This is a genomic window from Mucilaginibacter sp. NFR10 (assembly GCF_900100445.1).
Lineage (GTDB): Bacteria > Bacteroidota > Bacteroidia > Sphingobacteriales > Sphingobacteriaceae > Mucilaginibacter > Mucilaginibacter rubeus.
In genome coordinates this window covers 280,393-292,485 of sequence record NZ_FMTV01000002.1, presented here as the reverse complement: position 1 = coordinate 292,485, position 12,093 = coordinate 280,393, and the positions used below count along the sequence as shown (strand labels likewise).

Sequence of the window (12,093 nt, the reverse complement as noted above, 5' to 3'; positions counted from 1 at the left end):
ACAAAATTATTATATTGACAAAAGACCTTTACTTTTTTATATTGTTATAAGTTGGTTGTTGTAAACAGCAATCAATTTTTTGTTGCTTTTTTATACATCTACCTCCACCTATTTTCCAGCCTCTGTACTTACTAAATATTCCTAAGTCAGCCACTTTGGCTATTTTTTAAAATTCACCATCATGCTTTTTAATTCCTTTGGGTTCGGAATATTTCTGATTGTGGTTTTTGTGCTTTATTGGTTTGTACTTAACCGAAAACTGCAACAGCAAAATTTATTACTGCTCGCTGCAAGTTATTTTTTTTACGCATGCTGGGATTGGCGGTTTCTTTTGTTGTTAATTTTTTCTACCCTTTTAGATTATTTTACCGGGCTAAAAATGTACCAGGCAAAAACACATAGCCTAAAAACCTTTTGGCTTTGGTTAAGCATATCTGTAAACCTGGGTTTTTTGGGTGTTTTTAAATACTACAACTTCTTTGCAGCATCGCTTGCCGGCCTATGCGCCAGTATAGGGATTCATTTAAGCCCGTTTACTCTAAATGTAATCCTGCCTGTCGGTATCTCTTTTTATACATTTCATGGTTTATCATATGTAATTGATGTTTATAAAAACTGTATTAAAGCCGAACGGAACTTCATTGACTATTCATTGTTCGTAAGTTTTTTTCCGCTTTTGGTGGCCGGCCCTATCGAGCGGGCAACACACCTTTTGCCCCAGGTAAAAACCAAGAGAGAGTTTAACTACCAGGAGGCAATTAATGGGCTGCGGCAAATTCTATGGGGCCTGTTTAAAAAAGCTGTAATTGCCGATCAATGTGCCGACTATGCCAACATGATATTTGCAAATAGTTCGCATTATCCAGGCAGTACCCTGGTTTTAGGCGCTATATTTTTTGCATTCCAAATCTATTGCGATTTCTCGGGGTATTCTGATATGGCATTAGGCATAGCAAAACTTTTTGGATTTGAACTGCTGAGAAATTTTGCATTCCCGTACTTTTCAAGAGATATGGCCGAGTTTTGGCGCAGATGGCATATCTCACTATCGTCATGGTTTAGAGATTACTTATACATACCTCTTGGGGGCAGCAAAACAGGCACCTGGCTCAAAGTAAGAAACACATTAATCATTTTCTTGGTTAGCGGTTTTTGGCACGGCGCCAACTGGACCTTCATCATCTGGGGCCTTCTAAATGCTTTATTCATTCTCCCTTCTATCCTTTTAAAAACAAACAGAAACCACCTCGAAATTGCAGCCAAAGGCAAAGCTATGCCAACGTTCACCGAATTCATGCAAATGGGGGTCACATTTCTACAGGTAATTTTTGCTTGGATCTTTTTTAGGGCTGATAGTGTTACACAAGCCTTTAAATATATCGGCCGGATTTTTTCACGATCTCTTTTTTCCGTACCTCAATTAGATGTTAACAAGGCACAATTGCTTGAAGTGATCATTCTTATCCTATGTTTTATAATAGTTGAGTGGCAGGGACGGGAAAATCAATATGCCATTGAGAAGTTAAGCTGGTTAAGAAAAAGAGGGTACAGATTGACCTTTTATTATACATTGGTTGTGGTGATTTTTTTATTTACAGGAAAAGAGCAGCAGTTTATTTACTTTCAATTTTAAGCAATGCACCGCTTTTTAATTAAAACCATATCATTTGTTTTAATGAGCTGCCTGCTCATATTGGCTATTGCCCTGATTCCGGGTTATATGGTAAATAAATTTTCAAAGTTTAGTGTAAAGAAAGACAATACTATTGCACTTTTTGGTCATTCACATTCAGAATGTGCCTACAATGATACCCTGATACCCAAACTAACCAATCTGTCGCACTCAGCCGAATCTTATTTTTACACCTTTCAGAAGGTTAAAAAATACCTGTCGCAAAACCCTCAGATAACCACTGTACTTATAGAATTTTCAAATAACCAGATTGACACAAAAATGGATGACTGGACATGGGGGTACACCTACATGTCAAATATGTTTCCGCAATACGCCTCTTTTATGAGCCTGGCCGATTTTGAATTGCTGGCTAAGCATAATTCAAAATATTTTATGAATTGTGTAGGCATAGCTGCGCGTACCAATTTTATTAAAGCACTTTCATTCAATTATGATTACACAGGAAAAACAGGAGGATATTTCAAAATAGAAGGTTCCAGGCCTTTACCTTCAAATAATCCGGCGGGTAAAAATATTCAAGCAGCATCAAATAAAAGTGCAATCTCAACAACCAATATTCAATATCTAAGGAAAATAATAGATTATTGCAACGGCATGCATAAAAGTGTCTTCCTGATCAGGAGCCCGCAACATCCTTTGTATGAGTACAGAAATAATGAGGCAGAGTTTTCGCGGATCCGTGAGCGTTACTTTAGCGATATAAAATTCCTGGACTTCAATAACTTTCCGCTAAAAAATGATGACTTTGCCGATTTTGGGCATTTGAATTTCAAAGGAGCTTTAAAGTTTTCAGCATACATCAATCAGCGCATTATGAACGGGATGCTTAATACCGTTAATACCGCATCCCTAAGTCAGCTTGATAATAAAACGGTCAGCGGCAATTAATAATAACATATCAAACAACTAACTAACAGCGCCTGGTACAAATGTATCGGGTTTTTTTGTCTTATAAGCTATCCGACGAACTATTACAGGAGGTTGCCGGCAATTTTAATAGCAGGTTAATAATAAAACGCCGATCAGGGACGGAGCTTTATTATTAACTAAACTGCATTTAAATAAGCAACATTATAAATCAACAACGTAGATAGCCAGGATATTAAAAACCCCGCTTCCTCCATCCTTAGTAATCCCGGCTTTGCCGCACTTTATTTAGCCGGGGCATACGCGCCGGTTTTTAACCAGGTAAGCCAGGCTTTCTTAAATGCTGCATGGCTCATTGGTGGAAGTTTACGGCCCTCCCCCGGTTTCCAGGCCCAAAGCACCAGTCCATCATCTGCATGTGCAATGAGCTTCTGCATGTCCTTATGCCCGTTTTGCTTCGGATCTATGATTTGTTTTGCCAATTGGCGGGGTGTCCTCCCCTGGAAAACCATTTTCATATCGGCCGGTGGGAGATGCCAATTGGGATTGCCCGGGGGCGTATGTAAGCCCGGAGTATTTGTTGGCTGATGGCAATTAGCGCATTTCATGGCATAAACACCCTTACCGTCCACCCCTCGTTTGGGCAACATGGCGTGCAAGTGATTATCTTCACCCTGCAGCGGTATATCACCTGAAGGATGACAATTCATACAGCGGGCACTCATCAATACAGTGTAAACCTGTTTAAAAGCTGCAACAGAAGCCACACTATCTTTAGGTAGTGCCGCATAATTAAATGTTGATTTTTCCTCTTTGAACGATAATATGACCGCGCTTGACATAAACAAAACGATCATGGTGATTATTAGTTTTTTCATGCCTGTTTTTCGAGTCGGTTGTTAACGATAGGTAAATTGTAAATCCGTTTTCCGGTTGCTGCAAAAATAGCATTAGCTACAGCCGGTGCTGTTGGCGGAACTGCACATTCTCCGGCACCTCCCATTTTTTCCTTGCTATCCACAATGTAAACATTGATCCGGGGTGCTTCATACATCCGGGTGATCCGGTAATCATAAAAATTATTTTGTTGTACTTCTCCATTAACGAACGTCAGCTCGCCGTACATTGCCATCGAGATACTGAAAATGATCCCGCTTTCCATTTGGGCTTTTACACCGTCGGGGTTCACGGCCAGGCCGCACTCAATTGCACAATCTACCTGATGTACCTTCGTAACTCCTTTTTCAACGCTTACTTCGGCTATAATCGCTACAACGCTGCCAAAAGCCTCATGTACCGCAATGCCTTTAAACCGCCTTGGAGCCAGTGTTCGGTTCCAATTGCCTTTTTCAGCCACAAGGTTAAGCGCAGCCAGGTGCCTCGAATGATTTTTAAATAAGCCGCGGCGGTACTCCACAGGGTCGATACCTGCATTTTGGGCAAGCTGGTCTATAAGCGTTTCCATAACAAATGCAGTATGCGTACCACCTACAGACCGGTACCACAAAACAGGTACTACTTCTTTAGTGGTGTGAAGGCCTACAAAATGATTTGGTATCTCGTCCAGGTATGGTGATCCTTTTACGCCTTCCACCGTTGTATCATCTATTGCCGGAGGCGGACCAAAAAGTATTGCCGCATCCGCCATAATTGACTGACCTGCAATATTATGGTTCCAGGCAATGGGAAGACCGTCCTTATCAACGCCAATCTTTACATTATGGACATAAAAAGGCCGGTAAAAGCCGCTCTTCATATCATCTTCCCGTGTCCATACCATTTTTACCGGCCTGCCGCTTGCTTTCGCAATATGAACCGCCTCCGAAACAAAATCGCAGGCAGGTGTAGCACGCCTGCCAAAGCCTCCGCCAAGGAATGGTATATTTACTTTTACCTGCTCCGGCTTAAATCCAAGAATTTTTGCCGCAGCAGCCTGTTCCCCGCCTGGCAACTGTGTACCCGTCCATATCTCGCAGCTGTCATTTTCAATCTTTACTGTGCAATTCAGTGGTTCCATAGGTGCGTGGGCCAGGTAAGGAAAAACATATTCTGCCGAAATGGTTTTTACCGCTTTTGTAAACGCTGCTTTAACATCGCCTTTTTCCTGAACCGGGAGGCCATCCGATGCAGCCAGTTTTCGGTAAGCCGCGGTCTGCGTACCGGTATTTAACTGCACGCCGGCGCCATAATCCCAGGTTATCTGTAAGGCCTTCCGTCCCTGTTGTGCCGCCCAGAAGTGGTCGGCAATAACAGCCACACCCGTCGGAATTTGTACAACCTCCCTTACGCCGGGAATTGTTTTCGCCTTACCGGCATCAAACGATTTAACTTTACCACCAAAAACAGGTGCATGTGCAACAACAGCGGTAAGTAACCCGGGAAACTGGATATCCATGCCAAATTTTGCGCTACCATCAGTCTTTACTCGCGCATCCATCCTTTTGCTTCCTTTGCCTATATACCTCCAGTCGGTAGATGAACGCAGCGGAACCTTTGCTGGTACAGGTAACTTTGCGGCATCGTTAGCTAACTCTCCATAAGTGTATCTTTTGCTCCCGGCAATAACAAACCCATCTTCCGTTTTGCAGCTTTCAACAGCAGTCCCCGAACGGGTAGCGGCTGTTTGAAGCAAGAGCGTCCGCGCGGTTGCGCCGGCATTACGATACCTGTCAAACTCAGACCAGGTGGTACTTGACCCGCCGGTAATTTGGGCACCGTAAATAACATGGTTAAACGCCTTATCGGCACCGCCATGTTTAATATTGATTTTTTTCAGATCCACATCAAGCTCATCCGCGATAAGCATGGGCAGTGTAGTCCAGATCCCCTGCCCCATTTCCACGTGGCTCAGATATACCGAAATGCTATTGTCTGTACCTATATTTAAAAATGCATTCGGGGCAAACACATTTAAATCAGCCGTATCTGCAAGGGCAGCAAGCTTATTGGCCTTTGGAATAGTAAATGAGATGAGCAAGCCACCGCTCAATAATGCACCTGATTGTATGAAGTTACGCCTGTTCATGATTTTGCTCCTTCCCGCTGCAGTTCTGCCGCTTTGTGTATAGCCGCCCGGATGCGGGGATAAGTACCGCAACGGCAAATATTACCTGACATCGCATCATCAATATCCTGATCTGTTGGGTTGGGATTTTCCCGCAGCAAAACAGCTGCAGACATGAGTTGACCCGACTGGCAATAACCACATTGCGGAACATCGAGTTCGGCCCAGGCAATTTGCAAAGCGTGGTCATTTAATTTAGACAGTCCTTCAATTGTAGTGACCTGCTGCCCTGCCGCACGGCTCACTTTTGTTACGCATGACCGTACAGCTTCGCCGTTCAGGTGTACAGTACATGCTCCGCACTGCGCCACGCCACAACCGAATTTGGTGCCGGTAAGGCCTAAAAGGTCACGAATAACCCACAATAAAGGCATGTCCGGGTCAGCGGCAACCTCCCGCTGTTTCCCATTGATTGTTATCGTTATCATATTGAAGAGTTTAAGTTAGGCTTGAGATCGGGAATTAATAATTAAATTTAAGTATTTCTACGAGGAATACCAGTGTAAATCAAATAGTTATTTTTCTTTAAATCTATTGCAGGTTAAATCTGGTGCCAGGATGAACCGATCTGGCCATTTCTCAATTCAATGTTCTATATTCCTGACGTGTTTGGCCAGTTACTTTTTTAAATACCCGTGTAAAATGCTGCGGGTACTTAAATCCCAAGCTGCAGGCGCTAACCAGCTAACTCATCCCGGTCACGCAACATGTCTCAAAAATCCGCAACGCTATTTATATGCATTGATAATTAATCACTGTTATTAACCTGTGTTACAACCTGATGGCCGTTTAATACCATCGGAGCAGGCAGATTTATTTGTTCAACTCATTTTAACATTTGCTGGCATATTATTTATCTTCACAACAAATACATATTACCCATGTCAAAAACAATCAAACCCTTGTTAGTTACCTGTGCAATTGCTTCATTTTGCTCTTTTTTTGATATTACGCAGGCTGTTGCCCAGTCACTGCCGCCCGTTGAAACGCAATCGCCAACGGCCGACTACAAGCCCGCTTTTCCGGGTCAGACAAGGGCCCCTGGTGCACAAACTAAAACCAAACTCAGTGTAAACGTGATCAATCATGAGCTGAAGCAGCCATTTGCTTTACGCTGCCTGCCCGACGGGCGCTTTTTAATTACAGAAAAAGGCGGCACCATGCGGATATTAAAGGCTGATGGAGGTTTAGACAAGAATATTCAAGGTTTACCGACAGTAGCGGTGGGTGGCCAGGGAGGCTTGTTAGATGTTAATTTTGATGCTTCTTTTGTAAAAGACCGGACTTTATTTTGGTCATACTCCGAAAAAGTTCCTGAGGGATTCCAGTTGGCTGTCGCCACTGGTGTACTTTCGTCAGATTACAGCAGGCTCGAAAACGTAAAGGTGATCTATCATGCTAAACCCGCCTATAACGGTCACCTGCAATTCGGCTCACGAATCGTTTTCGATAAACAGGGTAACCTGTTTGTAAGCACAGGCGAACATGGGGATGATGAAATGCGTGTCAAGGCCCAGGACCTGAATACCGCAATCGGAAAAGTATTGCATATAACCCGTGACGGGAAACCGGTGCCTGGCGGACCATTTTCGCAAAAAGCCGGCGCTTTGCCCGAAATTTATGCTTATGGCTTAAGAAACCCCGAAGGTATGACGATGAATCCAAATACCGGCGAATTATGGGAATCAGAATTCGGTCCGCGCGGAGGTGATGAAATTAACATTATCCGGCCGGGAAAGAACTATGGCTGGCCGGTTATTACTTACGGCATCGAATACCGGGGTGTAAAAGTTGGCGATGGAATACAGCAAAAAGAAGGCATGGCCCAACCCATTTATTACTGGAACCCAAGCATTTCACCGTGCGGCATAACCTTTTATACGGGCAACCTGATTCCCGAATGGAAAGGAAATCTATTTGTAGGCGCCTTAGGTGGATCACATATCATCAGGCTTATTATTAAAGACAATAAGATTGTAGCGGAAGAACGCCTGCTGAAAGACAAGGGCGAACGCTGGCGTTCTCTTGTTACCGGTAAGGACGGCGCATTATACGGTGTTACGGACAATGGCAATCTTTACAAAATAAGTAAGCTTTAATGTGAAAAGTTTATGGGAGAGTAATTTTGCTTAAATCGATCAGCGCTGCTTAATATAGCGGAACCGCCTGTTTACAATTCGGGAACGGGATATACAATTACATCAAAGGTTAGAGCTTGTCTTTTTAATTGGAAATTGAAAGTTTGAGTTTCATAACTTTAAGTCATGGACAATAAAATAGCGAGATCGGTTTCTCTCTTTAACAATGACCTCAGGTTAAAAGGCTTCAATGTTTTCCAGATAAAAGAAGACGATCAGGCTGTTCGGTTTTACAGTAGAAAAGACTTTTACAAAATTTGTTTAACTACAGGCAAAAGCAAGATTCACTATGCCGACCGCAGCTTTGAAGTGGAGGGCACTGTTTTGTTTTTTGGCAATCCGCATATTCCATATTCCTGGGAAACTATCTCAACCACTTATGTGGGTTATACCTGTCTCTTTTCCGAAGAATTTCTGTGCGTTTCAGAACGTACCGATATGCTGCAGCAATCACCCTTTTTCAAGATCGGCGGCACACCGGTACTAAAGATCACCGAACAGCAAAGAGCGTCTCTGAACATCCTCTTTCAGAAGATGATAGATGAGCAAAACAGTAGTTACGTATATAAAGACGACCTGATACGCAGTTACATCAACCTGATCATGCATGAAGCGATGAAAATGCAGCCCTCTGAAAATTTTGATCAGCATAAAAACGCTGCCTACCGGGTCGCTGCTGTATTTATGGAATTGCTTGAAAGACAATTCCCTGTAGAAAGCCCCAATAAGCCGTTGCAGTTGAAGACGGCCCAGGACTACGCCCAAAACCTCGCCCTTCACGTAAATTACCTCAACCGTATGGTAAAGGAAGTTACCGGCAGGCCAACATCTGCGCACATTGCAGAGCGGATTATCAGCGAAGCAAAAGCACTGTTACAACATACTGACTGGAACATAGCCGACATTGCTTATGCACTTGGCTTTGAATATCCCAGCTACTTCAACAACTATTTTAAACGCATGACTGGCACCAATCCAAGTTCGCTTCGCACCATGGAAGTTTGATTTTCATAAGCATTGGTTTGATTTTCTTAAACAGCAAAGTTGGCAACAGCACTAACTTTGCAAAATGAAAAACATCGGCAGATACAAAACTTCCATCATACTGCAGCTGATGATTTTAGCTGCAGGTAGTCTGTTTTCACTAAGTGCCACGGCGCAAAAATTTCTACATAAAGGTGATGTGGTCACCATTTCGCCGGGCATCTTACACTGGCATGGTACTACGTTCCAAAACAGCTTTACGCAAATAGCACTGAATTTCAATATAGAAAAAGGCATTGCGACATGGCTACATATTTCTGATAATGAATACAATATCGTTAAATAACCACATTATTATGAAAGATATTTTCGAACGGTTGAAAGCAGGGGAATTTGTTCCGCTTACTGACCTGGAATTTTACAAGGTAAATGCTGTGGTGGCCCGCACTCTGGCGTTGTCGCCTGCACTCAATGCAGCAACCACCGTTGAGCAGATCCGCCAGCAACTTAGCAACATTATTGGCGCAACAATAGACAAAAGCACCACTTTGTTCGCACCCTTCCATACCAACTTTGGCCGTTTCATTAGTATTGGCAAGCATGTGTTTATTAATCATGCCTGCTCGTTTCTTGACATGGGCGGTATTACGCTGGAAGATCATGTACTCCTCGGCCCTAAGGTAAACCTGATCACTGAAAATCATCCACTCGACCCGGTCAACCGGCGGGGTATGATTTGCAAACCTATCGTTATCAAGCGCAACGCATGGATTGGTGCTGGCGCTACTATATTGCCGGGTGTAACCGTTGGAGAGAATGCCGTTGTTGCCGCGGGTGCGGTTGTTAGCAAAGATGTGCCGGCAAATACTGTTGTCGGGGGTATTCCGGCAAAAATTTTAAAAACTATTGAACAATGAAGAACAATGGCGCATTAGCATATCGGAAACTTAAAAAGTTAATTACTATACAGATAATAACATTTACCCACAAATACAGGTTATTAAAGCACGACAAGTTAACGAAGCCAGGAAAATATAATGGCTGAAAAATACACTACATTATGTCATTGATGTCAAAACCATATAAACTCTCTCAATCTATTTATTATGGAAATAATTAAAAACGGTGCGCAAGCATCAGTAAAAGGTCCGGAAGCTTGGTTTACCGGCGCCGTGCGTATAGATCCCCTGTTTGCAAAAAAAGAAGCTACCAAAGGCGCGGGTGCGTTGGTCACCTTTGAGCCTGCCGCCAGAACAGCCTGGCACACTCACCCGGCAGGTCAAACACTTATTGTTATTTCCGGTCTTGGCCGGGTACAACGCGAAGGCGGGCCGATCGAAGATATAGGGCCGGGTGATGTAGTTTGGTTTGAACCAAACGAGAAACACTGGCATGGTGCATCGCCGGGTAAAGCTATGAGTCATATAGCCATTCAGGAAGCCGTTAACGGCGAGGTGGTTACCTGGCTGGAGAAAGTAAGTGATGATCAATATTCAAAATAAACGATTATGAAAACAACAACAGTAAAAGCATACGGTACTGAAGCTGCAGATGCCTCGATTCATGATTCCAATCTCAAATCGGCCGGCATCCTGCCGACCGATTCAGTAGAGAAAGCCAGTTACGGCAACTTTGTACATCTGATGGACCCGAGGGCAACAAAATTGAACTATGGGAACCTAATGATGTGGAATATGCCAAATTGGGTAAATTAACAACTAAATAGTGGTATCACGCCAACATGGGTCAACGGCTATCAGAGGCCTGCTGTAGGGCTGCGACGTCAACTTTCTTCATCGTCATAAAAGCCTGCGTAACGCGTGCAATTTGTTCGGGGCTGCCGTTTTTCAGTGTTTTTAACATAACTGTTGATGCAACCTGCCAGGACACGCCATATTTGTCCTTCAGCCAACCGCATTGGCCGGGTTTGCCATCAGCTGAAAGCGCTGACCAATAATAATCGATCTCTTCCTGTATTTCACAAGGGATCAATAGCGACACCGCGTCGTTAAAACTAAAACCGTGTGGATGCGCGCTGTCCATCGCTGCCAGCCAGGTTTGGTCGATATGAAAATCGGCAAACATAAGCGTGCCGGCTTTATCGGGCCCTATATCCTCGGGGCGCGGGGCAGTAATGCCTCGTTTACCATCTTTAAACACAGAACAATAAAAGTCAATGGCTTCATTGGCTTTACCGGCCACCTGGCCGGTATACATCAGCGACGGAACGATCACCGGTCTTTCTTCACCTGCCGGGTTGGTCAGTATCAGTTGCCAGGATACGCCATATTTATCGCTTACCCAACCGTAACGCTCGCTAAAAGGATACCGGTCGAGCGGCATCATTATCTTTCCGCTTTCTGACAGTTTGCTCCAAACTTCGTCAATACGCCTTGCGGCATCTGGATCACGCGACGGATCAAAATTGATCATAAAAGAAATAGAGGGACTGATCTTTAATCCATCCCCGGCGCTGATGCCCAGGAATGGCTGGCCGGCAAAGGTAAATTCAACTATTTCGCACTCCCCGCCGGGCATTGGGAAATGATTAACATAGTTTAAAGCCGAATCAGGCATTAAAGTTGCATAGAACTCGGCAGCTTCCCGGGCTTTATCCTGGTCGAACCAGATGTGTGGTTTGATGGGTAACATGGGTAAATGATTTTAGTGGTGATATATAATAAAAAATTGTAAGCGTTAATTGTTTTTACAGGCAGCACCGCCGGTTAAGGCTTCACCTTGCAGCCTTTATCGGGAATAAGAACTCAAGATCCTAATCTGTTCTTATTTTTCTTATTCAATACCTCAAAACTAATTGGTTTTTCATGGACAGACAAGGTGCATTAGTGACATTTAAGCGGCATATTATGACATGAGTTCGTTCACCGTCGGTCTGTAAAACCAAATGAAAAGCCCTCTATTTTCATCAGGGTGCACTATATTGCACATTCATTGAAAAACTATGAAAAAAACCGTGCCATTTGACTTCCTGCTCGATTACTTGCCGACAGGTATAATCATCAAGCCGGCGGTAGGCATGTTCTATATCTATTTCGATAAAAAGATTGTGCTGATCTTCCGAAAGGTTAGTAAAAATCCGCAGCATAACGGTATTTGGATCTCTACCAGGCGGGAAAATCATGCCAGCCTCAAAGGGGAAATACCGGCCATCACTGATTTTGTATTAGACGAGGGCTTTGATACGGCCTGGCTCCTGCTTAGTGACAGCCACGATGATTTTGAGAGTTCGGCAATACAGCTGTGCGAACTTGTTTTGCGCAGGGATAAAAGGATCGGGAAAGTAACGTCTAAAAGCACAGCGATGTTTTAATAGCCTCCTTAAC

13 protein-coding genes are annotated in these 12,093 nt (G+C 43.6%); 9 read left to right on the top strand and 4 right to left on the bottom strand.

What is annotated here, in order from left to right; all coding sequences use genetic code 11:
- Positions 1–379: 379 nt before the first annotated feature.
- The gene (locus tag BLP33_RS09140) at positions 380–1,633 is read left to right on the top strand and encodes an MBOAT family O-acyltransferase (RefSeq protein WP_254780087.1); all 1,254 of its coding nucleotides are present in this window, start codon (positions 380–382) and stop codon (positions 1,631–1,633) included.
- Positions 1,634–1,636: 3 nt separating this feature from the next.
- The gene (locus tag BLP33_RS09135; protein WP_090526762.1) at positions 1,637–2,584 is read left to right on the top strand and encodes a hypothetical protein; all 948 of its coding nucleotides are present in this window, start codon (positions 1,637–1,639) and stop codon (positions 2,582–2,584) included.
- 263 nt (positions 2,585–2,847) lie between these two features.
- Here BLP33_RS09135 and BLP33_RS09130 read toward each other — a convergent pair whose 3' ends face one another.
- Genes BLP33_RS09130 through BLP33_RS09120 form a run of 3 tightly spaced genes read right to left on the bottom strand, consistent with a single transcriptional unit; the run spans position 2,848 to position 6,055 of the window.
- Positions 2,848–3,441, bottom strand: a complete 594-nt coding sequence (locus BLP33_RS09130) for a hypothetical protein (RefSeq protein ID WP_090526760.1) — start codon at positions 3,439–3,441, stop codon at positions 2,848–2,850.
- Complete coding sequence (locus BLP33_RS09125; protein WP_090526758.1) at positions 3,438–5,588, bottom strand: xanthine dehydrogenase family protein molybdopterin-binding subunit; 2,151 nt, start codon at positions 5,586–5,588, stop codon at positions 3,438–3,440. The genes BLP33_RS09130 and BLP33_RS09125 overlap by 4 nt, the downstream gene beginning before the upstream one ends.
- Positions 5,585–6,055: a (2Fe-2S)-binding protein gene (locus BLP33_RS09120; protein WP_090526757.1), complete on the bottom strand. Its 471-nt coding sequence runs from the start codon at positions 6,053–6,055 to the stop codon at positions 5,585–5,587. The genes BLP33_RS09125 and BLP33_RS09120 overlap by 4 nt, the downstream gene beginning before the upstream one ends.
- Positions 6,056–6,508: 453 nt before the next feature.
- On the opposite strand from BLP33_RS09120, the gene BLP33_RS09115 reads away from it, so the two are divergent.
- The 6 genes from BLP33_RS09115 to BLP33_RS27425 all read left to right on the top strand — a co-directional run bounded on the left by BLP33_RS09115 (position 6,509) and on the right by BLP33_RS27425 (position 10,464).
- Positions 6,509–7,726 (top strand): PQQ-dependent sugar dehydrogenase, encoded by a 1,218-nt coding sequence (locus BLP33_RS09115; RefSeq protein ID WP_090526755.1) that lies wholly within the window; start codon positions 6,509–6,511, stop codon positions 7,724–7,726.
- Between the two features lie 165 nt (positions 7,727–7,891).
- The gene (locus BLP33_RS09110; RefSeq protein WP_090526753.1) at positions 7,892–8,770 is read left to right on the top strand and encodes a helix-turn-helix domain-containing protein; all 879 of its coding nucleotides are present in this window, start codon (positions 7,892–7,894) and stop codon (positions 8,768–8,770) included.
- A 64-nt stretch (positions 8,771–8,834) separates the two neighbouring features.
- Positions 8,835–9,095, top strand: coding sequence for a cupin domain-containing protein (locus BLP33_RS09105; protein WP_090526751.1), 261 nt, complete (start codon positions 8,835–8,837; stop codon positions 9,093–9,095).
- Between the two features lie 10 nt (positions 9,096–9,105).
- Positions 9,106–9,666 (top strand): DapH/DapD/GlmU-related protein, encoded by a 561-nt coding sequence (locus BLP33_RS09100; protein WP_090527611.1) that lies wholly within the window; start codon positions 9,106–9,108, stop codon positions 9,664–9,666.
- 189 nt (positions 9,667–9,855) lie between these two features.
- The gene (locus BLP33_RS09095; protein ID WP_090526749.1) at positions 9,856–10,251 is read left to right on the top strand and encodes a (R)-mandelonitrile lyase; all 396 of its coding nucleotides are present in this window, start codon (positions 9,856–9,858) and stop codon (positions 10,249–10,251) included.
- A 6-nt stretch (positions 10,252–10,257) separates the two neighbouring features.
- The gene (locus BLP33_RS27425; RefSeq protein WP_175489975.1) at positions 10,258–10,464 is read left to right on the top strand and encodes a hypothetical protein; all 207 of its coding nucleotides are present in this window, start codon (positions 10,258–10,260) and stop codon (positions 10,462–10,464) included.
- Between the two features lie 31 nt (positions 10,465–10,495).
- Here the strand turns inward: BLP33_RS27425 and BLP33_RS09085 are convergent, their stop codons facing one another.
- Positions 10,496–11,401 carry a VOC family protein gene (locus BLP33_RS09085; protein ID WP_090526747.1) on the bottom strand — a complete coding sequence of 302 codons (906 nt, stop codon included), beginning with the start codon at positions 11,399–11,401 and terminating at the stop codon, positions 10,496–10,498.
- A gap of 310 nt (positions 11,402–11,711) precedes the next feature.
- On the opposite strand from BLP33_RS09085, the gene BLP33_RS09080 reads away from it, so the two are divergent.
- Positions 11,712–12,080, top strand: a complete 369-nt coding sequence (locus BLP33_RS09080; protein WP_090526745.1) for a hypothetical protein — start codon at positions 11,712–11,714, stop codon at positions 12,078–12,080.
- Positions 12,081–12,093: the final 13 nt, after the last annotated feature.